We start from the raw sequence: 21,102 nt of genomic DNA, 5'->3' as shown, positions 1-21,102 counted from the left end.
TCGCAGCGGCTCAGACGCCGGCCGCCCGCTCGAGGGCGGCCAGCTCGTCGTCGAGGTGGGTCAGCAACCGCTGCAGGTGCGGGACCGTGCGACGGCACCCGGTGAGGCCGAAGGCCATGTTGCCGTCGTAGGAGGTGCAGGTGATGTTGAGCGCCATCCCGTTGATCGGGATCGACAGCGGGTAGGTGCCGAGCAGCTGCGCGCCGTTCCAGTAGTGGGTCGACCGCGGGCCGGGGACGTTGCTGATGATCAGGTTGTACGGCGGCCGCACCAGGCCCTGCATCCGCAGCAGCGGCGTCAGGATCGCCGGCGCCTGGCCGAGGGCGCTCATGGCCAGGATCTGCACCGGCGTCATCGACGACAGCGCCTCCTTGCCGTCCTTCATCGACTTGTGGATCGCCCCGAGGCGCCGCGCGGGGTCGGCCTGGTCGGTGGCCAGCTGCACCATCACCGCACCGAGCGCGTTGCCGCCGTCGGCCGAGGCGATCTGCGACTGCTGGGCGTTGAGGCCGACCGGGACCATCGCCACCAGCGGCTTGTCGGGCAGCGCGCCGAGGTCGAGGAGGTAGGCGCGCACGGCGCCGGAGCACATCGCCAGCACGACGTCGTTGATGGTGGTGCCGGTGGCCCTGCCGATCGCGCGGAGCCGCTCGACCGGCCAGTCGTCGGCGGCGAAGCGGCGCGAGCCGGTGATGTCCTGGTTGAAGAGGGTGCGCGGCGCGTGCAGCGAGACGGCCGACGTCTCGTTCCTCAGGCCCTTGCTGAGCGTCTTGACCAGCGCCGCGGGCATCCCGGCCGCCTCGGCGGTGATGCCCAGGGCGGTGCGCAGCGCGACGAGCGGCACCTCGGACAGGTGGCCGTGGTCGTCGTCGTCCGTCGGGGTACGCCGCCGCGCGTCGGGGCGGGCACCCCACGGCGGCGGCATGTCGTGCTGGTCGGAGTCGGTGCTCAGCACGCTGGCCATCAGCCGCATGGCCGAGACGCCGTCGAGCAGGGAGTGGTGGATCTTGGTGTACATCGCGACGCGGCCGTCGCGCAGGCCCTCGATCAGGTGGGCCTCCCAGAGCGGGCGCTCCCACGCGAGGCGGGTGCCGTGCAGGCGACCGCACAGCTCCAGCAGCTCACGCACCCGGCCCGGGCGGGGCAGGGCGCTGTGCCGGACGTGGTGCTCGATGTCGAGCTGCTCGTCGTCCTTCCACACCAGCTGACCGCCCGTGCGCACCGAGCGGTGGGGGTGCTTGCGGAACAGGGGCGCGACCTCGTCGACCTCGAGCATCGAGGTGAACATCTCGCGCAGGTAGTGGCGCCCCGCCCCCTCAGGCCGCTGGAACAGCTGCAGCCCCCCGACGTGCATCGGCATGCTGCGCTTCTCGGCGAGCAGGAAGCCGGTGGAGGTCGGGTCGATCGGGGTCAGCACGGGGGTCCGTTCGTCGGGGTGGCGGCCTGTGGTGAGGCTGCGGTGGGCCGGGGCGATCCTGTCGCGCCGTGATGCCGTCCACAAGCACCCGGGCGGGCGGCCGACCGCCGCCCGCGGGGGCCGACCGCCTGTGGAGACGTCCCGGAGTCGTGCACAGGCAACCGCAACGGCCCCGTCGTCCACAGGCCCCGCGCCGGCGGTGCCGCACCGTCCGCACCCGCACCTAGCGTCCCTCGCGCTGCCGGACCCGCCGGCACCCGACTCTCCGGAGGACCTGATGACATCCACGAAGAAGACCCTGCTCCTGCCCGTCCTGATCCTCACCGCCGTCCTCGGCGCGCTGCTCGGCGTCGCCGGCCTGGCCGTGGCCGCGCCCGACGAGGCGCTCCGCGGCTCGCGACCGGTCGTCGTCGAGGTCGAGGGCGACCGCGCCAACGGCTTCACCCTGGTGCACGCCGACGGCTCCACGATCAGCCCGCCCACCGACTCCGAGGCGATCGCCGAGTGCTCGGAGTACGACACCCGCCTCCAGCGGGTGCGGTGCCGCGTCGAGGTGCGCACCTGGTACCGCGACCTCGGTGACCTCAAGCGCTCCCTGGCCTGGGTCCGCGCCCACGGGTAGCCGGGGGTGGGGGGTGGCAGCATCGGGTCATGCCGGTGCCGGTGCTGCACGTCGACCTCGACCAGTTCCTCGCCGCCGTCGAGGTGCTCCGCCGTCCCGAGCTGGCCGGTCGCCCGGTGGTGGTGGGCGGCCGCGGCGACCCCACCGAGCGGGGCGTGGTGTCGACGGCCTCCTACGAGGCGCGGGCCCACGGCGTCCGGTCGGGGATGCCGCTGCGCACCGCGCTCAAGCGGTGCCCCGACGCGGTGTTCCTGCCGGTCGACTTCCCGGCCTACGAGGCCAAGTCGACCGCCGTGATGGCCACCCTGCGCGCCTCGCTCTGGGACGGCGACCCCGTCGATGTCGAGGTGCTCGGCTGGGACGAGGCGTTCGTGGGACTGCGGCCGGGTGCCGACCCGTCGCGCGAGCGCGACCCGATGGCCTACGCCGAGCAGGTCCGGGCCGAGGTGCTGGCCGCCACGGGGCTCCACTGCTCGGTCGGCGTCGGCGACAACAAGCTGCAGGCCAAGATCGCCACCGACTTCGGCAAGCCGCGCGGTGTCTACCGGATCAGCGACGCCACCTGGTTCGCCGAGATGGGCCACCGCCCGACGCGGGCCCTGTGGGGCGTGGGCGCCAAGATCCAGAAGCGGCTGGCCGACCTCGGCATCGACACCGTCGCGCAGCTCGCGGCCTCCGACGCGCAGGACCTCGCGGCGGCGATCGGTCCGACGATGGGGCCCTGGTACCACCGCCTCGGCCGAGGGGTCGACACCAGCCCGGTCGACCCGACGCCCTGGGTGGCCCGTGCCCACGGGAGGGAGGAGACGTTCCAGACCGACCTCGAGACCGACGCCGAGGTCGAGGCCGCCGTACGCCGGATCACCGGCCGGGTGGTCGCCGACATCGACGCCGAGGGCCGACCGGCCTGGCGGGTGGGGCTCAAGGTGCGCGATGCGGCGTTCCAGACGGTGCAGCGCAGCCGCAAGCTGCCCGACGGTCCGACCAACGACCCCGAGACCCTGGCCGAGGTGGCGGTGGGGCTGCTGGCCAAGGTCGAGCGCCGCCGCGGGGTCCGGCTGGTCGGCGTCCGGCTCGAGATGGTCGAGCCCGAGGGCGGCTACCCGCGCTGAGCGCCGGCCCGCGCTGCGCTACACCGAGTCGCGCAGCTCGCGCACGACCGCGTCGACGACCGCCACCAGGTCGCCCTCGGTGCGCCGGGCGACGGCGCGCTGCCGCTGGTACGACGCCCCGCCGGCCACCACGTCGGCCACCGACGCCAGCTCCGCCGAGCACCCCAGCCGCTCGGCGGTCGGCTCCAGCCGCACCAGCAGGTCGGCGAGGTCGTCGGTGACCGGTCGCTCGGTCGAGGCGGCGTCGAGGATGACGATGGCGTCCAGCCCGTAGCGGGCGGCACGCCACTTGTTCTCCTGCACGTGCCACGGCGGCATCGTCGGCAGCTCCTCGCCGGCGGCGAGCCGGGTGTCGAGGTCGACCACCAGGCAGTGCATCAGGGCGGTGAGCGCGGCGAGGTCGGTCAACGTCGAGACGCCGTCGCAGATCCGGTTCTCCAGCGTGCCGAGGTGCGCCGAGGGCCGCAGGTCCCAGCGGATCTCGTTGAGCTCGTCGATGACGCCGGTGGTCAGCTGGTCGTGCGCGAACGCCTCGTACTCCTCCCAGGCGGCGAACTGGAAGGGCAGCCCGGCGGTGGGCAGCTGCTGGAACATCAGTGCCCGGTTGGAGGCGTAGCCGGTGTCGACGCCGGCCCAGATCGGCGAGGACGCCGAGAGCGCCTGCAGGTGCGGGTAGTGGTTGAGCAGCGCCGACAGGACGGGCATCACGCGTGACCTCTCGGGCAGCCCGACGTGCACGTGCACGCCCCAGATCAGCATCTGCCGGCCCCACCACTGGGTGCGGTTGATCAGCTCCTCGTAGCGGTGCCCGGGGCTCAGCTGCTGACCGGTCCACGACGCGAAGGGGTGCGTACCGGCGCCGAACAGGTCGAGGTCGAGGTCGTCGCCGGCGGCGAGCGCACCCTCCAGCGTGACCCGGAGGTCGGCCATCGCCTCGTCCACCGTCGAGCAGATGCCGGTGACCAGCTCGATGGTGTTGCGCAGCAGCTCCTGGTGCAGGCGTTCGGGGTGCGGCAGCCGCGGTCGCGCCCGGGCGAACAGGTGGGCGGCGTCGTTGCGCAGGTCGCGGCTGCGGCGGTCGACGAGCGCGAGCTCCCACTCCACGCCGAGCGTGTAGTCGGCCGAGGCGTGGAAGTCGATCCGCACCCCGCCAGCGTTCCACACCCGCCGCGTCGCCCGGTCCCCTGCGCGGGTGATCGATGTCGCGTCCGTGCGGGTTGGGTCCGCCGACCACTGTGCGACACCATCGAACGATGGCCGAGCAGGACACCCCCACGACCCAGCAGATCCCGCTACCCAACCGACTCGCGCTGACCCTCGACTTCTGCCTGCGCGTCGGCGACCTGCTCCTGTCCTCGGGAGCCGGTGCCGCCGACGTGACCGCGACGATGCTGTCGGTGGCGCGCGCCCTCGACGCCGACGAGGCCGAGGTCGACATCACCTTCACCTCGTTGACGATCACCTACCAGACCAGTCCCGACGAGGCGCCGCTGATCGCGACCCGCCACGTCTCCCAGCGCACCATCGACTACCAGGACCTCACCCGCGTCGACCACCTGGTGCGCGCCGTCATCTCCGGCGACCTCGGGCTGCGGGCGGGGCGCGCCGAGCTGCGGCGCATCGTCCTGACCGGCCACGACCGGCCCCGCTGGGCGGTCACCGGCGGCTGGGCCGCGATGTCGGCCGGCGTCTCGGTCCAGCTCGGCGGCGACGCCGTGGTCGCGGTGCTCGCCGCCCTCGCGGCGGTCCTCATCGACCGGCTGCAGCTGCGGATCGCGCGCCGGCGGCTGCCGGGCTTCTACCAGCAGGTCGCCGGGGGAGTGGTCGCGACGCTGGTCGCGGTGGGCGCGGCCGCGGTCGACCGGTGGCTCGACCTGGGACTCGACGTCTCGCTCGTCGTCACCGCCAACATCGTGATGCTGCTGGCCGGCATCGGCTTCATGGGCGCCCTGCAGGACGCGCTGACCGGCTTCTACATCACCGCCGGCGCCCGCATCACCGAGGCCATCGTGGCGACGGCCGGCATCATCGCCGGGGTCAGCGGCGGGCTCAGCGTCGCCGCCGCGGTCGGGGTCGACCTGCCCACGGTCGAGCCCGGGGCCACCGGCATCCAGGACCTCGGCTTCGCTGCCGCCGGCTCCGCGCTCGCGGCCGCGGCCTTCGCGTTCGCGTCCTACTCCCCGCGCCGCGCCCTGGTCCCGGTGGCCGTCGTCGCGGCCATCGCCGTGGTGATCTCGAGCTCGGTGCAGGAGCCCGGCATCGGGCGTACCTGGTCGGTCGCGATCGCGGCGTTCTTCGTCGGCCTCGTCGGGTACGCCGTCGCCCGCCGGCTGCGCGTGCCGCCGCTGATCATCGTGGTCTCGGCGGTGGTCCCGATGCTGCCCGGCATCGCGATCTACCGCGGACTCTCGCTCCTCGGCGAGGGCGGCCGCCGCGACACCTCGCTCGGCCTGGTCGCCCTCATCGGCGCCGCCTCGGTCGCCCTCGCGATCGCCGCCGGCGTGTTCCTGGGGGAGTACCTCGCCCAGCCGCTCGCCCGGGAGGCGCGCCGCGTGGAGACCCGGCTCGCCGGGCCCCGGCTGGTCGGACCGGTCAAGATGATCGGGCGGCGAGGACCGCGAACCACCGGTCCGACGTCGTCGCGTCGAACGGAGCCCGCTCCTGGAGCACCGCATCCCGCACCCAGGCACACGCGGCCTCGGCGAGGCTGACCACGTCGTCGGGGTAGTCGAGCGTCACCCGGTGCTCGGCGAACTCGTCCTCGTCGTCGACGTACACGTCGCCGGCGGCGGTGCGGATCACGTCGAGGTCGAGGTCGACCGCCCGGCACGTCGTGCCGTCCCACCACGGCACCGACGTCATGTCGACGTAGGTCGACAGGACGTAGCCGGGGGCGTGGAACGTCGCCAGCCACCCCACCCCGTGCGGCACCAGCCCGACCTGGTCGGTCTCGGTCACGAACGCCGCCCCGGGACGCGCCATCGGGGTCCCGGTCGCGATGCCGATCCAGTCGCCGTGCTCGTCGGACCCGAGGAAGGTCGCGTCGAACTCCCAGTGCGGGCGACCGCCCCACTTGGTCAGCTCGAGCCGTACGTCGTCGCCGGCGGTCGGTGTCTCACCCACGTGCGTACGGTGCCACGGCCGCTCCTGGGCGGCGCCGGGAGGCGGCGGTGTCACCCACTGTTGTTGCTACCAGCCGACGGTTGCCAGGGTCAGGTAGTGGCCACGACGGTGAGCAACATCCCGCCGGGCCGACCTGCCCGGGCCGCCACGCCCGGCCCGCCTCAGACGACCTTGGCCTTGGCCGGCAGCACCCGGCCGGCGCTGTGGGCGACGACGTCCTGGTAGCGCGAGCCGACCAGCTTGGCGACGGTGTGCAGGGCGTGGGCGTCGATGCCGACGAGCACGCGGGCCTTGTTCTTGACGATGCCGTTGACGATGATCTCGGCCGCCCGCTCGGGCGTCATCTTGGCCAGCTTCTTGTCGAAGAACGCGGCGGTCGCGGCCTGGTCCTCCTTGGCGGAGACCCGCGCGTTGCGGGCGATGGCGGTCTTGATGCCGCCGGGGTGGACGACGGTCACGCCGACGGGGTGCTTGGCGATGAGCATCTCCTCGCGCAGCGCCTCCGACATCCCGCGCACGGCGTACTTCGAGGCGTTGTACATCGACTGGCCCGGCATCGAGATGAGGCCGAACAGCGAGGAGATGTTGACGACGTGGCCGTCGCCGCTCGCGATGAGGTGCGGCAGGAACTCCTTAGTCCCGTGCACGACGCCCCAGAAGTTCACGCCCATGATCCAGTCCATGTCGGCGTACTCGAGGTCGGTCAGGTCGCCGGCCAGCGCGACGCCGGCGTTGTTGATCACGACGTTGACCCGGCCGAGGTCCTCGACGACGTCGAGGGCGTAGCGGCTGACGGCGTCGCGGTCGGCGACGTCGAGGCGGTCGGTACGCACCTCGGAGCCGCCCTGCTGGGTGACCAGGCGGGCGGTCTCGGCGAGGCCGGTCTCGTCGACGTCGGACAGCGCGAGCCGCGAGCCCTGGCCGGCGAGGTTGAGCGCGAGGGCGCGGCCGATGCCGGACCCGGCTCCGGTGATGACGACGACCTTGTCCTTGAGCGACTTCATGCGGGGACGACCTCCCGATCGGTGGTGCGGGTGAGGGGTGCGGCGACGGTGTACGCCGCCACGTCGAACGACCGGGTCAGGGCCCGGAACGCGAAGGTGGTGCGCGGCCACAGGGTGGTGTTGTGGCCGTGCTTGTCGAGGTACCAGCTGGCGCAGCCGCCGGTGCTCCACACCGTCGGGCCCATCCGGCGCTGGACGTCGGTGTGGAAGGCGCGCTCGGCCGACCGGGTGACCTCGACGGTGCCGTAGTCGTGGGTGCGCATGGTGCGCAGCGCGTCGACGACGTAGGCGACCTGCGACTCGATCATGAAGACCATGCTCGAGTGGCCGAGTCCGGTGTTGGGGCCGACGAGGAAGAACAGGTTGGGGAAGCCGGGGACGGTCGTGCCCTTGTAGGCCGACATGCCCTGCTCGTCGAACTGCTGGGCGAGGGTGTGGCCCTCCCGCCCGGTGATGCGTTCGGTGATCGGCAGCTCGGTGGTGTGGAAGCCGGTGGCGACGACGAGGACGTCGATCGGTCGCTCGGTGCCGTCTGCGGTCACGATGCCGGTGGGCGTCACCCGCGCGATCCGGTCGGTGACGACCTCGGTGTTGTCGGCCGCGAGCGCCGGGTAGTAGGTGTTGGAGATCAGGATGCGCTTGCAGCCCATCCGGAAGTCGGGGGTGACCTTCGCCTGAAGGGCGGGGTCGTCGATGCCCTTGCGGATGTTGCCGAGTGCGAGCCGCTCGACCGGCGCGAGCACCCGCGGCACGCGGGTGAACGGCAGCACGTAGCTCTCCCGACCCCAGTAGATGGCCTCGCGGTAGACCTTCTGCAGGCCGGGCACGTGCTGCAGCGCGGCCTTCTCCACCGCCGAGTAGCGGCGGTCGTGGCGCGGCATCACCCACGGCGCGGTGCGCTGGTAGACGTCGAGGTGGGCGACCTGCGGCTGGATCGCGGGCACGATCTGGATCGCCGACGCGCCGGTGCCGATCACCGCCACCCGCTTGCCGGTGAGGTCGACGTCGTGGTCCCACCGCGCCGAGTGGAACAGCTCGCCGCCGAACGACTCGATGCCCTCGATGTCGGGCAGCCGGGGCTCCGACAGCCCGCCGGCGCCGCTGATCACCGTGCGGGCGGCGTACGTCGTGGGCTCGCCGCCGGCGACGGGAGTCGTGGTCACCGCCCACCGCTGCTGGGCGGCGTCCCAGCGGACGTCGTCGACGGAGGTGTCGAAGACGAACCGGTCGAGCGTGCCGGAGCGGTCGGCGACCTGCTTGATGTAGGCCTGGATCTCCGGCTGTGGCGAGAACGACATCGACCAGTCGGGGTTGGGCGCGAAGGAGAAGGAGTAGAGCTGGCTCGGCACGTCGCACGCCGCGCCGGGGTAGGTGTTGTCGCGCCAGGTGCCGCCGACGTCGTGGCTGCGCTCGACGACCACGAAGTCGCGCTCGCCGGCCTCGTCGAGCTTGATCGCCGCGCACAGCCCGGCGAAGCCTGCGCCGATGACGAGGTGGTCGATGATCTGCTGGCTCACATGGCCCACGGTATTGGCGTTATTGAACAAGTGTCAATAGAATGCGTCCCGTGACCGACAGCACACGTGTCCGCCTCACGCCCGACGAGCGTCGCGCCCAGCTGCTCGACCTCGGCGTCCGGCTGCTCGCCGACCGCTCGCTCGACGAGCTCTCGATCGACCTGCTGGCCGAGGAGGCCGGGATCTCCCGCGGCCTGCTCTACCACTACTTCGGCAACAAGCACGCCTTCCACGAGGCCGTCGTGCGCCGCGCGGCCGACGACCTCATCGCCCAGACCGCCCCGCTGCCCGGCGGCGACCCCGTGGAGCGGCTGGCCTCGTCGATGGCCGCCTACGTCGACTACGTCGAGGCCAACCACGCCGGCTACCTCTCGCTCGTCAAGGGCGCCCAGGGCGGCAACGAGACCCTCCGGGCGATCTACGACGAGGCGCGCTCGGCGCTGACCGACCGGATCTTCGTCGAGGACCGCACCGAGCTGGTCCCCGACACCCCCGCCACCCGGCTGCTGGTGCGCGGCTGGTCGGCGATGGCCGAGGACCTGGTCCTCTCCTGGGTCGCCGACCCCGCCGGCGTCACCCGCGAGGAGCTCCTGCACCTGCTCGCCGTCTCCCTCCCCGCGCTGGTGGCGGCCTCCGTCTGAGCGGATCGGCGTGTGGGTCCGCCGGACCGGCGACCGGACCGGCGAGCCCGTCCAGGAACGCCAGCGCCTGCTCGACCCGGTCGTCGACCGACCCACGCACCTCGACCCACGGCACGCCGTCGTCGCCCAGCGTCGCGCGGAAGCGGTCCCGCATCGCGTGGCGCACGTGCTCGCCGTCGCGCAGCCCGTCCTGGACCCAGGGGATCTCGTCGCCGGTGAGGATCCGGGCGCGCGGTCGCACCTGGGCGGCCGCGGCGGCGGCGACGTCGGGGGAGAGGTGGCCGACGTACCGCTCGTGCCACAGCGTCGTCGCCTGCGCGTCGGTGTCGCAGACCAGCCACGGGACGGGGGTCGCGCGGGCGGCGGCGTCCTCGGCGGCGCACTGCTGGCGCACGATGTGCACGAACTCCTCGGTGAGCCACGGCGCCTCGAGCCCGCCGGGACGCACCTGCGACCAGTGTCGGCCGTACTCCGGCACCCACGGGCAGCCGAGCCGCTCGGCCAGGGCCCGGGCGAGCGTCGTCGACCCGGTCGACTCCGCCCCGGTGACGACGACGCGGCGCACGTAGTGGGCGCGGACCGGAGGGGCGAGGAAGTCCCAGTGGGCGCCGGGGTCGGCGCGCACCGCGGTGCCCGAGACCGGGATCTCGGTGCGGCCGGGGTCGACCTGCACCCAGGTCGCGCCCAGCCGGCGGGCGAGCTCGGCGCCGTAGGCGTCCGAGGTGAACGCCGCGTCGACGGGTTGGTCGAGGTGGGCGCGGACGACCTCCATGTGGAGGTCCCAGATCGCCGGGTCGTCGAGGTCGACCGGCGTCTCGTCGTACGCCGCCACCAGGTGCGCGGCGGGCAGCAGCTCGCGGATCCACGCGGCGCGGACCTCGAGCGGCACGTCCTCGGCGCGGGTGGCGAGCAGCTGCACGGTGACCCGGTCGCAGCGCGCCAGGGCCTCCTCGACCAGGCGCTGGTGACCGGCGTGCAGCGGCCAGAACTTGCCGAGCACCAGGCCGTGCCGGAACCGCCTCACGCCGCCACGACCTCGGCCGGCCGCTCCGCGACCGCGGTCCGCGCCCGCCGCCACTGCACGAGCCCGGCCACGCAGAGGCCGAGGAAGAGCACGTAGAGCGCGGCGGTGAGCCACAGGCCCTTGTGGGCGTAGAGGGGGATGTAGACCAGGTCGGCGACGATCCAGAACCACCAGTTGGCGATCCACTTGCGCGAGAGCATGAACTGGGCGACCAGGCTGAGGGCGGTGGTGAGCGCGTCCCACCCGGCGACCGTGGAGTCGGTCCAGGTGAGCAGCACCCACTGCAGCACCGCGGTGATGACGGCGACCGCGACCAGGCAGCCGACCAGGGCGGTCGCCGACGGCTGGTGCACCACCACGCCCGTGCCGCGTTCGCCACCACGTGTCCACCACCACCAGCCCAGCAGGGCCAGGCCGATGTAGACCACCTGCAGCCCGGCGTCGGCGTACAACCCGGCGCCGACGAAGAGGTAGATGAAGAGCACGTTGTTGGCCATGCCGACCGCGAAGTTGGCGACGTGCTGACGCACGACCAGGTAGACGCACAGCGCTCCGGTGGCGAAGGCGGCGATCTCGGTCCAGTCCATGGGAGGAACCCTCCTGATAATTGTCGGTACGACAACAGAACATCACGGAGTTGTTTGTTGTCAACTCGACAACTAAGGTGAGGTCCGTGGTCAGCTACCCGGTCAGCTACGTCGCCGTCGACGTCGCCGCCTTCACGATCGACGAGGGCGAGCTGTCGGTGCTGGTCGTCGAGCGCGGCGTCGAGCCGTGGCAGGGGGCCCTGGCCCTGCCGGGCGGCTTCGTCCGGCCCGACGAGGACCTCGAGACGGCCGCCCGCCGCGAGCTGCGCGAGGAGACCGGGGTCGACGAGCCCGTCCTCGAGCAGCTGCGCTCGTACGGCGCCCCCGACCGCGACCCGCGGGCCCGGACCGTCAGCGTCGCCCACCTCGCCGTGCTGGCCGAGCCGGTCACGCCGCTCGCGGGCACCGACGCGGCCACCGCCGCGTGGCGGCCGGTCGCCGACGTACGCCGCGCCGGCCTCGCCTTCGACCACGCGGAGGTCCTCGACGACGCCGTGGAGCGGCTGGCCGCCAAGCTGGAGTACACCGCCGTCGGCACGGCGTTCCTGCCCGAGGAGTTCACCCTCGCCGAGCTGCGCTCGGTCTACGAGGTCGTCTGGGGGCGGCCCCTGGACGCCGGCAACTTCCAGCGCAAGGTGCGCAGCAGCCCCGACTGGGTCACGGCGACCGGTGAGCTGCGCGCGGCCGGTCGGGGCCGTCCCGCGGCGCTGTTCCGCGCCCGCAAGACCGGGACCGCTGCGCTCGACAGCCCGCTGGTGCGGTCGGCCTGGTGACGGCGGGGGGTCGCCGGCACCGAGGGGGATCAGGCCGTGGTGGCGGCCAGCCACTGACGCGACACCGCGTTGACCCAGCTGCGCAGGTCCGGGGCGCCGTCGATCGAGTAGAGCGAGTAGTCGGGGCACCCGGGCCAGGGCGTGACGTGGTCGAAGGCGTGGTCGGCGGCGAACATCGCGACCTGGCCGGACTCCTGGTGGACGAGGGTGCAGTTGCCGTTGGCCTCCTCGCTGAGGACGTACCAGGAGGCGCGGTCGGCGGGGGCGATCGGGCAGACGAGGTCGTCGTCCTCCCACAACCACTCGTAGTCGTCGAGGACGTGGGCGTCACCGCGGGCCGCGCCGACCGTCAGCGAGCGGTTGGTGTTGCACAGCCAGCCGTCCGGCTCGTCGAAGCGCTCCGTCACGCCGCCGAACGACGCCAGGAGCGCCGCGTGGTCGGGGTGCAGGTGCCCGGGCAACGGGTCGGAGGGCGGCGCCGGTGCCAACCAGCCGGCCCGGCCGTCACGCGTGGCCCACCCGATCACCTCGACGGCCTCGCCACCGAGGCTGACGGGCGTGATCGTGGCGGCGCGGAGCAACCGGTCGAGGTCGTCGGCCCACGCGGGCAGCGGGCGGTCCCACGGTCGGGAGGGTCCGGTGACCTCGCCGGCACGGTCCGGCCGGACCAGCCGGGGCCGTTCGGCGGTGAGCAGCGTCCAGTCGTCCATGGCGCAGACCGTAGCCGGGTCTAGCCGGCGGGCCGCGCGTACCAGACGTCGCTCGACGTCGGCACGAACCCGACGCCGGTGTAGACCGCACCGGCTGCCTCGGAGCCGAAGCAGATCTTGACCCGCTCGGCGCCCCGCGTGACCAGCAGGTCGATGCCGTGGGTGAGCATGGTCGTGGCCAGGCGCCGACGCTGGAAGTCGTCCTCGACGCGCACCGGCTCGACCAGCCCCACTCGCGTCACCGGGTCGAACCAGTGGAGCGAGTAGCCGGCGACCCGGCCGTCGGTGGTCTCCACCGCGAGGTCGAGCGAGGCGTCGTAGAGCGGGCTCTGCGCCAGGCGGGCCTCGACGGCCTCACCGTTGCGACCGGCCATCGGGTGGGGGGTGCCGGCGCGCCCGAGGCGGTCGACGAGCACGAAGCCGTCGGGGAGCGGCAGCGGCGACGGCCGGTCGGCGGCGTCCAGCCAGGCGACGTGGTCGGTCTGCCCGGCCAGGAACCCGGCGTCCTCGACGAGCGCCCGCAGCGCGACGGCGTCGGAGCGCACCGGCACCACCACCCGGCCGACGACGGGTGCGAGCACCTCGAGGGCCCGCGCCCACACGACCTCGGGTCGCGGCGCGGCGGGACCCGGCGCGACCAGCAGGTCGCACTGCCAGTCGTCGCCCCAGCTCGTGAGGTAGACGCCGGCCACCGGGCCGTCCTCGTCGACCCAGCACACCTGCTCGACCGCGTCGGAGGCCCGCTCGCGGCGCCACCACCAGTGCAGGTCGGCGGCCTCCCAGGTGCCCCCGACCGGGTCGGCGCGCCGCGCCCGTCGGAGCACCTCGGTCGCCGACGCCAGCGCCGCGCGTCCGGTCAGGCTGATCTCGTCCACGACGCGAGCCTGCGCCGCCGATGCCCGCCGGCACCACTGTGTTTCGGCGCTGCCCGGCGACCCCCGACGGGCGCCGGGCCCGATGCGGCACGATGGACGCCGTCCACCCCGGCCGAGCGAGGAGCCCGATGCGACGCAGTCGAGCCCGTCTCGCCCAGGCGGTCACCGCGCTGCTGGCCTGCGCGCTCGTGGCCGGCTGCAGCGGTGGCGCCGACGCGCCGCAGGCTGCCGACACACCGTCGGGCACGTCGTCCGCCGCGCCATCGGCCACGCCGTCGGAGGAGCCCACGGCCACGGCGGTGCCCCCGGCCGCCGAGGTCGACGCGCCCCCGCCGCAGCCGCCCAGCCAGACGGACAACGACATGGTCCGGCTGGCGGCGCTGGCCGAGCGGATCGCCGCGAGGGTGCCGCAGCAGGTGCGGCCCGAGGAGATCGTCGTCGAGGGGGCCGACACCGCCTGGCGGCCGGGCTCGAGCTACCGCGGCTACTTCGCCGACCCGGACGTCGCCCGGATCGGCGACCGGTGGTTCGCCTACGCGACCAACACCTCGGGCCGGCACGTGCCCACGCTCACCTCGACCGACCTGCGCACCTGGACCGCGCTCGACGCCGACGCGCTGCCCCGCGTCGGCGACTGGGTGCGCAACCGCGACCGCGGCGGCGGGCTGTGGGCACCCGGGATCGAGCGGATCGGCGACGGCTGGACGCTGGCCTACTCGGCGCAGTACGGCGTGGTCGGGGGAGAGCGGCACAACTGCATCGGCCTCGCCCGCAGCAGCAGCCCGACCGGTCCGTTCGAGCACCTCGGCGACCCGCTGGTCTGCGCGTCGACCTCGCCCCAGGGCGTCATCGACCCCGACCTGTACGTCGACGAGGACGGCGCGCCGTGGATGCTCTGGAAGTTCTCCAGCGACCCGGGGCGTCCCACCGCCATCTTCAGCCGGCGCCTCGACGCCACCGGGACCGGCTGGGCGCGCGGCTCGCAGACCTACGAGGTGCTCGCCCACGAGGGCGGCTGGGAGGGCGGGACGATCGAGAACCCCAGCATGATCAGCTTCCGCGGGGTCACCTACCTCTTCTACTCCGCGCACAAGTACACGACCGCCGACTACGCCACGGGCTACGCGATCTGCGAGGGCCCGGCCGGTCCGTGCGGGCGCCCGTCGGCGGCTCCCCTGCTCAGCACGACGAGCACCGGGCGCCTCGGCCCGGGCGGCGCGAGCGCCTTCGTCGCCGACGGCTCGCTGCGGCTCGCCTACCACGCCTGGGAGCCCGAGCAGGTCGGCCGCCTCCGCCGGCTGCGGATCGCCGGGCTGTGGCAGCGCCCCGACCTGACCCTGGAGCTGGTCAACGCGGGTTGACCTCGGTCGTCCGGTCCCGCCCGACGCTGGTCGAGCCGGGCGAGCGTCAGCGAGCCCGGGTAGAGGCCCGGTGGTGGTGCGTGGCCGGGGTGGTTGCGAGACGGTTGCTAGCGCAACCTCCTCAACCACCGTGGGTGCGTGGCCGGGGTGGTTTCGAGACGGTTGCTGGCGCAACCTCCTCAACCACCGTGGGTGCGTGGCCGGGGTGGTTTCGAGACGGTTGCTAGCGCAACCTCCTCAACCACCGTGGGTGCTGCCCGACCCGCAACCTCCTCAACCACCGTGGGTGCTGCCGACCCGCAACCTCCTCGACCACCGTCGGTGCAGGTCAGCGCTGGACGACCGCTGCGAGCTGGTCGAGGCCCCAGGCCAGGTCGTCCTCGGAGACGACGAGCGGGGGAGCGAGCCGGATCGTGGAGCCGTGGGTGTCCTTGGCCAGGACGCCGCGCGCCATCAGCGCCTCGCACACCTCGCGGCCGGTGCCGACGGCCGGGTTGATGTCGATCCCGGCCCACAGGCCGCGCACCCGGACGCCGACCACGCCGTGTCCGACGAGGGACTCGAGCCGGTGGCGCATCAGGCCGCCGAGCTCCTCGGCGCGGCGCTGGAAGTCGCCGGTGGCGAGCATGTCGACGACGGCGCTGCCGACCGCGCAGGCCAGCGCGTTGCCGCCGAAGGTGGAGCCGTGCTGGCCGGGCTCGAGCACGCCGAGCACGTCGCGGTCGGCGACGACGGCCGAGACCGGGACGATGCCGCCACCCAGCGCCTTGCCGAGGACGTAGAGGTCGGGGACGACGTCCTCGTGGTCGCAGGCAAAGGTGCGCCCGGTGCGGCCGAGGCCGGCCTGGATCTCGTCGGCGGCCATCAGCACGTTCTCGCGGGTGCACGCCTCGCGGACGCCCTGGAGGTAGCCCGGCGGCGGGATGACCACGCCGCCCTCGCCCTGGATCGGCTCGATCAACACGCCGGCGGTCTGCGGGGTGATGGCGGCCTCGAGGGCCGCGAGGTCGCCGTACGGGACGGTCACGAAGCCGGGGGCGAACGGACCGAAGTCGTCGCGCGCGTCGGGGTCGTCGGAGAAGCCGACGATGGTGGTGGTGCGGCCGTGGAAGTTGCCGCTGGCGACGATGATCTCGGCGCGGTCGGCGGCGATGCCCTTGACCCGGTAGCCCCACTTGCGCATGACCTTGATGGCGGTCTCGACGGCCTCGGCGCCGGTGTTCATCGGCAGCACCAGGTCCTTGCCGCACAGGTCGCCGAGCCCGGCGGTGAAGTCGGCGAACCGGTCGTGCACGAACGCGCGGCTGGTCAGTGTCAGCTGGTCGAGCTGGGCGTGCGCCGCCTCGAGCAGCCGGGGGTGGGAGTGACCGAAGTTGAGGGCGCTGTAGCCGGCGAGCAGGTCGAGGAACCGGCGGCCGTCGACGTCGGTCATCCAGGCGCCCTCGGCGTGCGCGACCACGACCGGCAGGGGGTGGTAGTTGTGCGCGGTGCGGGCCTCGGCGCGCTCGAACTCGGTCGTCGTGCGGCGGTCCGTCGTGGACGCGGTCATCAGGTCCCCTTCCGTGGGCGTTCCCCACTGTAGGGGCGGCGCCGCCAGATTGTCAGACAACCGCGGTGGGCTCCAAGCCGACGCCGCGGACGCCGACCGCCGCGACGCTCACCGGGCGCGGTACTCACCGGGCGGCACGCCCACCAGGGCGGTGAAGTCGCGACCGAAGTGGGCCTGGTCGTACCAGCCGTGGGCGGCTGCGAGGTCGGCCAGCGAGCCGGCGTACCCCTCGTCGAGGGCGGTGACCACGTCGTGCATGCGGTAGCGGGCGAGCACCCACTTGGGCCCGACGCCGACGTAGCGGGCGAACAGCCGCTCGAGGCTGCGCGGGGACAGACCGTGCCGCTCGGCGACCTCGCCGACCCGGAGCAGCGTGCGGTCGCCCAGCATGTCGGCGACGACGCCGAGCAGCACGTCGTACGACGGGTCGGCCGCGGCCGGCGCGAGCGGCGCCAGGGCCGCGCAGGCGTGCCGGGTGGCGGCGTCGGCGGGGGTGCCGGCCGCCAGGTCGTCGAGGGCGTCGTGGACGGCGACCGGCAGCACCTCCTTGGCCGGGGCGGTGCGGTCGGTGAGGGCACGGGCGCCGGCGTCGGGACGGGTGAGGGCGACCAGCCCGCCGGGTCGCAGCTTGACGCCGTGCACCCAGCCCCGGCCGCGCACGTCGACGTCGAACCGGCGGGTGACCACGCCGGTGACCAGCACGACCTCGCCGGCGGCCTCGGGGCGCCGGGCGTCGCCGCGCTCGACGGTGATGTTGCACGCCGGGTGCGGGACGACGGCGCTGGGGAAGGTCGTGGTCTCGGGCAGGTCCCAGGTCAGGGTCCAGTGGTACTCGACCCAGGGCGTGAGCTCGGCGGTGGTCTCGGTGCGCTCGAGCGAGACGTGCCGGGCGAACTCCTCGGGACGCAGGATGCCGGCCCGGGTGGAGGTCGCTTTTGTCCTAGTCGCCACGTCGCGATCCTAGGAAGGATCACCGACATGACCGACGCGACGACCGGGCGGGCCACCGCCGAGCTGAAGATGACCACCCTCGACTGCGCCGATGTGCGCGCCGAGGCGACCTTCTGGTCGGGGCTGATGGGCTGGGAGGTGGCGCACGTGCAGGACGAGTACGCGATGCTCGCCGCGCCCGGCGGCGGCCAGCCGGCCCTCGGGTTCGGGCAGGTGCCGGGCTACCAGCCGCCGTCGTGGCCCGACGAGGGCGGCCGCAAGCAGTTCCACCTCGACCTCGCGTGCGCCGACATCGCCGCCGTCGAGGCACGGGCGCTCGAGCTCGGTGCCAGCCTGGCCGACCCGCAGCCGGGCGAGACGTGGCGGGTGCTGCTCGACCCCGCCGGGCACCCGTTCTGCCTGACCGACGCCGCGAGCTGGTAGGCCGCGCACGGCGGGGCCACAGGCCGGGCACAGGTCGCGCCGCGATCGTCGCAGGCATGGACACCCGCACCGACCACCCGCCGACCCCCGATCCCGACCCGGCCGCCCACCAGCCCGCGCCCGGGCGGACGCCGCTGCGCCAACGCGTGTTCCGGCTCCGAGCCGTGGTGGCGCTCGCGCTCGCGGCACTGGTCCTCGGCGGGCTCGGCGGCGCGGCCGTCGGCGCGCTCGTCGACCGGGACGGCGGCGGCCGGGGGCCCGGCGGCCGAGGTGAGCTGCACGGCTTCGACGGCCGCGGGGGCCCGGGCAGCCGGGACGTGTGGCCCGACGAGGGAGCGCCGCCGGGTGGCGGCGTACCGCCGGCCACGCCGCCGGACGAGGAGGTCACGCCCGACGCGCCGAGCACGTCGTCGGCGGACGGCGACGCCGACGCCTGACTGCGTGGACCCTCAGGCGCCGACGCCGTCGGGCTCCCAGCGGAGCAGGTCGCCGGGCTGGCAGTCGAGCACCTCGCACAGCGCCTCGAGCGTGGAGAACCGGACGGCCTTGGCGCGCCCGTTCTTGAGCACCGCCAGGTTGGCGGGGGTGATCCCGACCCGCTCGGCCAGGACGCCGACCGGCATCTTGCGGCGCGCCAGCATCACGTCGACGTCGACGACGATGGGCATCAGATCACCGCGTCCAGCTCGGTGCGCAGCGCCACGGCCTGGGCCAGCAGCGTGCGCAGCACGAGCACGAGGAGCGCCACGCCGGCGACGAGCACTCCTGCGCCGCCGATGAGCAGGACGACACCCGGGGCGACGGCCTCGCCGGGTGCGGCGACCACGCCGAGGGCGAACAGCAGCAGCGCCGCGACGGCGACGGCGCCGACGATCCAGTCGACGTAGCGGAACGACGCCTGGGAGAAGACCGTGCCGCGGCGCACGAACGTGGTCAGCCGCCACACGCAGACCATCGTGACCTGGACGGTCGCGATGCCGAGCAGCACGATCGCGACCACCGGCCAGCGGACCCCGGCCGGGGCGTCGTCGAGGTCGATGGCCAGCAGCGGCACCATCACCGCCTGCACGAGGACCGAGCCGAGGAGCCCGCCCGCCAGGACGGCGCGGAGCGCGAGGACGGTGGCACTGCTCATCGTGGGACCTCCGGTGGTGATGTCGACCAACGGCAGGAATCTATCGAAAAACGGTAGGTAGGGCAAGCCACCCGCGGGCCTCAGGTCCCGAGCATGTCCCGCACGGCCAGGCTGGCGAAGACCATCGCCGAGCCGAGCGGGGCGCCCGGGCCGGGGTAGACGCCGCCGAACATCGACGCCGTCGAGTTGCCGGCGGCGTACAGGCCGGGGACCGGGGAGCCGTCGCGGCGCAGCACCCGACCGGCCGCGTCGGTGACCAGGCCGCCCTTGGTGCCGAGGTCGGAGAGCACGAACCGGGCGGCCGTGAACGGGCCCTGCGTGACGCCGGTGAGCGCCTTGTTGGGGCCCGTGCCGCCGGTGAAGAAGGTGTCGTACTCGTCGGCGCCACGGCCGAAGTCGTCGTCGACGCCGGTGGCGCAGAGGTCGTTGAAGCGCTTGACGGTCGCAACCAGCGCGTCGGGCGGTACGCCGACCAGTCCGGCGAGCCCGGCGAGCGTGTCGGCCCGCACCCAGGTGCCGGCGGCGAGGTGGGCCTCGGCGTCGCCCTCGGGCATCGCGATGGCCGGCAGCCCGCCGCCCTCGGCGGCGTCGAAGACGAACCACGACGGCACCCGCTCGGGGGCCTTCGCCATCTCGCGGCCGAACCGGTCGTAGGGGAGCGACTCGTTGGCGTAGCGCTGCCCCGTCTGGTCGACCATCAGCCCGCTGCGGAAGCCGAGCGTGAACGACCCGCCGCCGTCGGGCTGCTCGAGTCCCGGGCAGAACCAGCCCAGCGGGCTCCAGTCGGCGTCGGCGCCGAGCACCAGCGCGGCCTCGAGCGCCTCACCGAGGTTGGCGCCGCGCGGGGCCATGCTCCACGCCACGTCACCCGGCACGCCGTGCTCGGTGCGCAGCGCCGCGTTGCCCTCGAACCCGCCGGCGGCGACCAGCACGCCCCGGGTCGCGGTCAGCTCGACGAGGCGCTCGGTCTCGCCGTCGTCGACGACGCAGCCGACCCCGGTGACCCGCCCGGTGTCGTCGCTGAGCAGCCGGGTCACCCGGTGACCGGTCAGCACCGCACCGCCCTCGCGCACCACGACCTGGGTCAGCCGGGCGATCAGCGACTGGCCGCCGGTGAGCGTGCGGTGCCCGGGAGCGCCGACCCGGTCGAGCTCCACCGGCGGCCGCACCAGCTCGCTGACCAGCGGGTGCAGCTCGGTCCGCCGGACGTTGGTGGGCTGGATGGAGCGGCCGAACGGGACCCGGCCGGGCGCGTCGTAGTACTCCGGGAACGGGAGCCACTCGAAGTCGATCCCGGGGTCGGACTCGAGGTCGGCGACCAGCTCGGGTGCGTGCGCCAGGAACGCCTCGAGCTTGGTCCGGGTGGCGGGTGCGTCGGGGGCGTCGAGGATGGCGTCGAGGTAGGCGCGGGCGCCCTCGGTCGAGTCGGGGATGCCGGCACGCTGCTGCACCTGGGTGCCGGGCAGCCAGCACGCGCCACCGGAGTACGCCGACGTGCCGCCCAGCAGCGGGGTCTTCTCCACCACGACGACGCGCAGCCCCGCCCTGGCCGCGACCGCGGCGCCGGTCAGGGCGCCCCCGCCGGAGCCGACCACGATGACGTCGTACTGGCCCTCGTCCGCACTCATGGCGGGAGTCTAGAACGTGTTCTAGTTCGACTGCCTCGGGTCGTTCACGGGAGATCCTCGATCACGCGGGAGAACGTCCCCTCCGCCCCGACGCCGTAGCGCGAGGCCAGGGCGTGGCCGAGCAGGGCGACCGACCCGGGCACCGGCCGCTCCCACTGCACGTCGTAGGACACGCGGGACCGGTCGTCGCCCCCGTTCGACCGGCTCGTCCGGGCCAGGCGCGCGACGGTGGTGCCGTCGAGGTCGAGCCGGGCCTTGGTGTTGCCCGTGTGCCGCAGGCGCAGCTCGTGGCCCTCCCAGTGCACCCGGACGTCGTCGGCGGAGCGTCGCGCGACCGCGCCGGTGGGTCGCCGGACCTGCCCGACGAAGTCCGGCGTCCGCACGGCCCGCGCCTCGTCGACCAGCTCGAGGACGCCCAGCGCCGGCGACTCGACGCGGTAGGGGGCCGGCCCCCGGTCGGGGTGCACCGGGGTGACGAGCACCGGCCCGTGCACCGGGTCGGGCGCCCACCCGGGCGGATGGGGGTCCAGGTCGAGCGCCCGTCGAAACCAGTCCCTCGTCGCTCGCCAGTCCACGGGTGCAGCATCCCCGGCCGCCCCGGTTCCACGCCACCGTCGTCGTCCCGGCCGGGCACCCGGCAGAATGGCAGG

The 21,102-nt window shown here is 73.9% G+C and carries 23 protein-coding genes; 8 read left to right on the top strand and 15 right to left on the bottom strand.

All coding sequences use genetic code 11. The annotated features are described in order from the left end of the window. Positions 1-10 precede the first annotated feature (10 nt). Positions 11-1,417: a WS/DGAT/MGAT family O-acyltransferase gene (locus AC4MBH_RS07710; protein ID WP_491794045.1), complete on the bottom strand. Its 1,407-nt coding sequence runs from the start codon at positions 1,415-1,417 to the stop codon at positions 11-13. A gap of 277 nt (positions 1,418-1,694) precedes the next feature. Between AC4MBH_RS07710 and AC4MBH_RS07705 the strand changes: the two genes are divergently transcribed. Beyond that, entirely contained in the window at positions 1,695-2,039 is a 345-nt protein-coding gene (locus AC4MBH_RS07705; RefSeq protein ID WP_491794043.1) for a hypothetical protein, read from the top strand. A gap of 29 nt (positions 2,040-2,068) precedes the next feature. Then, complete coding sequence (locus AC4MBH_RS07700; protein WP_491794041.1) at positions 2,069-3,151, top strand: DNA polymerase IV; 1,083 nt, start codon at positions 2,069-2,071, stop codon at positions 3,149-3,151. A gap of 18 nt (positions 3,152-3,169) precedes the next feature. Here the strand turns inward: AC4MBH_RS07700 and AC4MBH_RS07695 are convergent, their stop codons facing one another. Continuing rightward, the gene (locus tag AC4MBH_RS07695) at positions 3,170-4,297 is read right to left on the bottom strand and encodes a glutamate--cysteine ligase (protein ID WP_491794039.1); all 1,128 of its coding nucleotides are present in this window, start codon (positions 4,295-4,297) and stop codon (positions 3,170-3,172) included. Between the two features lie 107 nt (positions 4,298-4,404). Here AC4MBH_RS07695 and AC4MBH_RS07690 point away from each other — a divergent pair, with 107 nt between their 5' ends. After that, positions 4,405-5,862: a threonine/serine exporter family protein gene (locus AC4MBH_RS07690; RefSeq protein ID WP_491794037.1), complete on the top strand. Its 1,458-nt coding sequence runs from the start codon at positions 4,405-4,407 to the stop codon at positions 5,860-5,862. Here AC4MBH_RS07690 and AC4MBH_RS07685 read toward each other — a convergent pair. The 3 genes from AC4MBH_RS07685 to AC4MBH_RS07675 all read right to left on the bottom strand — a co-directional run bounded on the left by AC4MBH_RS07685 (position 5,744) and on the right by AC4MBH_RS07675 (position 8,795). Next, entirely contained in the window at positions 5,744-6,274 is a 531-nt protein-coding gene (locus AC4MBH_RS07685) for a DUF402 domain-containing protein (protein ID WP_491794035.1), read from the bottom strand. The genes AC4MBH_RS07690 and AC4MBH_RS07685 overlap by 119 nt on opposite strands. A gap of 161 nt (positions 6,275-6,435) precedes the next feature. Then, positions 6,436-7,278 carry an SDR family NAD(P)-dependent oxidoreductase gene (locus tag AC4MBH_RS07680; protein WP_491794033.1) on the bottom strand — a complete coding sequence of 281 codons (843 nt, stop codon included), beginning with the start codon at positions 7,276-7,278 and terminating at the stop codon, positions 6,436-6,438. After that, positions 7,275-8,795 carry a flavin-containing monooxygenase gene (locus AC4MBH_RS07675; protein WP_491794031.1) on the bottom strand — a complete coding sequence of 507 codons (1,521 nt, stop codon included), beginning with the start codon at positions 8,793-8,795 and terminating at the stop codon, positions 7,275-7,277. Before AC4MBH_RS07675 ends, AC4MBH_RS07680 begins: the two co-directional genes overlap by 4 nt. 50 nt (positions 8,796-8,845) lie before the next feature. On the opposite strand from AC4MBH_RS07675, the gene AC4MBH_RS07670 reads away from it, so the two are divergent. Further along, positions 8,846-9,436, top strand: coding sequence for a TetR/AcrR family transcriptional regulator (locus AC4MBH_RS07670; protein ID WP_491794029.1), 591 nt, complete (start codon positions 8,846-8,848; stop codon positions 9,434-9,436). On the opposite strand, the gene AC4MBH_RS07665 is transcribed toward AC4MBH_RS07670, so the two are convergent. Continuing rightward, entirely contained in the window at positions 9,369-10,460 is a 1,092-nt protein-coding gene (locus AC4MBH_RS07665) for an AAA family ATPase (RefSeq protein ID WP_491794027.1), read from the bottom strand. The two genes, AC4MBH_RS07670 and AC4MBH_RS07665, sit on opposite strands and share 68 nt — an antisense overlap. Further along, complete coding sequence (pnuC, locus tag AC4MBH_RS07660; protein ID WP_491794025.1) at positions 10,457-11,047, bottom strand: nicotinamide riboside transporter PnuC; 591 nt, start codon at positions 11,045-11,047, stop codon at positions 10,457-10,459. The genes AC4MBH_RS07665 and pnuC overlap by 4 nt, the downstream gene beginning before the upstream one ends. Positions 11,048-11,133: 86 nt before the next feature. On the opposite strand from pnuC, the gene AC4MBH_RS07655 reads away from it, so the two are divergent. Then, positions 11,134-11,820, top strand: coding sequence for an NUDIX hydrolase (locus AC4MBH_RS07655; RefSeq protein ID WP_491794023.1), 687 nt, complete (start codon positions 11,134-11,136; stop codon positions 11,818-11,820). Between the two features lie 29 nt (positions 11,821-11,849). Here AC4MBH_RS07655 and AC4MBH_RS07650 read toward each other — a convergent pair whose 3' ends face one another. Both AC4MBH_RS07650 and AC4MBH_RS07645 read right to left on the bottom strand, forming a co-directional pair. Then, the gene (locus AC4MBH_RS07650) at positions 11,850-12,530 is read right to left on the bottom strand and encodes a hypothetical protein (protein WP_491794021.1); all 681 of its coding nucleotides are present in this window, start codon (positions 12,528-12,530) and stop codon (positions 11,850-11,852) included. A gap of 20 nt (positions 12,531-12,550) precedes the next feature. Continuing rightward, a complete protein-coding gene (locus AC4MBH_RS07645; RefSeq protein WP_491794019.1) occupies positions 12,551-13,405 on the bottom strand; it encodes a GNAT family N-acetyltransferase in 855 nt (284 codons plus the stop codon). A 128-nt stretch (positions 13,406-13,533) separates the two neighbouring features. Between AC4MBH_RS07645 and AC4MBH_RS07640 the strand changes: the two genes are divergently transcribed. Further along, entirely contained in the window at positions 13,534-14,766 is a 1,233-nt protein-coding gene (locus AC4MBH_RS07640; protein ID WP_491794017.1) for a glycoside hydrolase family 43 protein, read from the top strand. 328 nt (positions 14,767-15,094) lie between these two features. Here the strand turns inward: AC4MBH_RS07640 and rocD are convergent, their stop codons facing one another. Both rocD and AC4MBH_RS07630 read right to left on the bottom strand, forming a co-directional pair. After that, a complete protein-coding gene (rocD, locus tag AC4MBH_RS07635) occupies positions 15,095-16,315 on the bottom strand; it encodes an ornithine--oxo-acid transaminase (protein WP_491794015.1) in 1,221 nt (406 codons plus the stop codon). Between the two features lie 108 nt (positions 16,316-16,423). Beyond that, on the bottom strand, positions 16,424-17,266 hold the full coding sequence (locus AC4MBH_RS07630; RefSeq protein ID WP_491794013.1) for a helix-turn-helix domain-containing protein: 843 nt from the start codon (positions 17,264-17,266) through the stop codon (positions 16,424-16,426). Positions 17,267-17,293: 27 nt separating this feature from the next. Between AC4MBH_RS07630 and AC4MBH_RS07625 the strand changes: the two genes are divergently transcribed. Together AC4MBH_RS07625 and AC4MBH_RS07620 are read left to right on the top strand one after the other, a co-directional pair. After that, positions 17,294-17,689, top strand: a complete 396-nt coding sequence (locus AC4MBH_RS07625) for a VOC family protein (RefSeq protein ID WP_491794012.1) — start codon at positions 17,294-17,296, stop codon at positions 17,687-17,689. A gap of 56 nt (positions 17,690-17,745) precedes the next feature. Beyond that, positions 17,746-18,126, top strand: coding sequence for a hypothetical protein (locus tag AC4MBH_RS07620; protein ID WP_491794010.1), 381 nt, complete (start codon positions 17,746-17,748; stop codon positions 18,124-18,126). Between the two features lie 12 nt (positions 18,127-18,138). Here AC4MBH_RS07620 and AC4MBH_RS07615 read toward each other — a convergent pair whose 3' ends face one another. The 4 genes from AC4MBH_RS07615 to AC4MBH_RS07600 form a co-directional block, all read right to left on the bottom strand. Continuing rightward, entirely contained in the window at positions 18,139-18,357 is a 219-nt protein-coding gene (locus AC4MBH_RS07615) for a helix-turn-helix domain-containing protein (RefSeq protein WP_491794008.1), read from the bottom strand. Next, a complete protein-coding gene (locus tag AC4MBH_RS07610; protein WP_491794006.1) occupies positions 18,357-18,824 on the bottom strand; it encodes a DUF2975 domain-containing protein in 468 nt (155 codons plus the stop codon). Before AC4MBH_RS07610 ends, AC4MBH_RS07615 begins: the two co-directional genes overlap by 1 nt. An 80-nt stretch (positions 18,825-18,904) precedes the next feature. After that, positions 18,905-20,452, bottom strand: coding sequence for an FAD-dependent oxidoreductase (locus AC4MBH_RS07605; RefSeq protein ID WP_491794004.1), 1,548 nt, complete (start codon positions 20,450-20,452; stop codon positions 18,905-18,907). A 44-nt stretch (positions 20,453-20,496) separates the two neighbouring features. Further along, positions 20,497-21,027 carry a hypothetical protein gene (locus tag AC4MBH_RS07600; protein WP_491794002.1) on the bottom strand — a complete coding sequence of 177 codons (531 nt, stop codon included), beginning with the start codon at positions 21,025-21,027 and terminating at the stop codon, positions 20,497-20,499. Positions 21,028-21,102 lie beyond the last annotated feature (75 nt).

This window comes from Nocardioides sp. WJ219, from assembly GCF_058559815.1.
The sequence above is the reverse complement of the archived record's forward strand: the minus strand, read 5'-3'. Positions and strand labels throughout refer to the sequence as shown.

What these genes read in the sequence shown, in the direction of transcription:
- AC4MBH_RS07705 (WP_491794043.1), top strand. Translation starts at nt 1,695, where the DNA reads ATGACATCCACGAAGAAGACCCTGCTCCTGCCCGTCCTGATCCTCACC.
- AC4MBH_RS07700 (WP_491794041.1), top strand. Translation starts at nt 2,069, where the DNA reads ATGCCGGTGCCGGTGCTGCACGTCGACCTCGACCAGTTCCTCGCCGCC.
- AC4MBH_RS07690 (WP_491794037.1), top strand. Translation starts at nt 4,405, where the DNA reads ATGGCCGAGCAGGACACCCCCACGACCCAGCAGATCCCGCTACCCAAC.
- AC4MBH_RS07680 (WP_491794033.1), bottom strand. Translation starts at nt 7,278, where the DNA reads ATGAAGTCGCTCAAGGACAAGGTCGTCGTCATCACCGGAGCCGGGTCC.
- pnuC (WP_491794025.1), bottom strand. Translation starts at nt 11,047, where the DNA reads ATGGACTGGACCGAGATCGCCGCCTTCGCCACCGGAGCGCTGTGCGTC.
- AC4MBH_RS07650 (WP_491794021.1), bottom strand. Translation starts at nt 12,530, where the DNA reads ATGGACGACTGGACGCTGCTCACCGCCGAACGGCCCCGGCTGGTCCGG.
- AC4MBH_RS07640 (WP_491794017.1), top strand. Translation starts at nt 13,534, where the DNA reads ATGCGACGCAGTCGAGCCCGTCTCGCCCAGGCGGTCACCGCGCTGCTG.
- rocD (WP_491794015.1), bottom strand. Translation starts at nt 16,315, where the DNA reads ATGACCGCGTCCACGACGGACCGCCGCACGACGACCGAGTTCGAGCGC.
- AC4MBH_RS07625 (WP_491794012.1), top strand. Translation starts at nt 17,294, where the DNA reads ATGACCGACGCGACGACCGGGCGGGCCACCGCCGAGCTGAAGATGACC.
- AC4MBH_RS07620 (WP_491794010.1), top strand. Translation starts at nt 17,746, where the DNA reads ATGGACACCCGCACCGACCACCCGCCGACCCCCGATCCCGACCCGGCC.
- AC4MBH_RS07615 (WP_491794008.1), bottom strand. Translation starts at nt 18,357, where the DNA reads ATGCCCATCGTCGTCGACGTCGACGTGATGCTGGCGCGCCGCAAGATG.
- AC4MBH_RS07610 (WP_491794006.1), bottom strand. Translation starts at nt 18,824, where the DNA reads ATGAGCAGTGCCACCGTCCTCGCGCTCCGCGCCGTCCTGGCGGGCGGG.
- AC4MBH_RS07605 (WP_491794004.1), bottom strand. Translation starts at nt 20,452, where the DNA reads ATGAGTGCGGACGAGGGCCAGTACGACGTCATCGTGGTCGGCTCCGGC.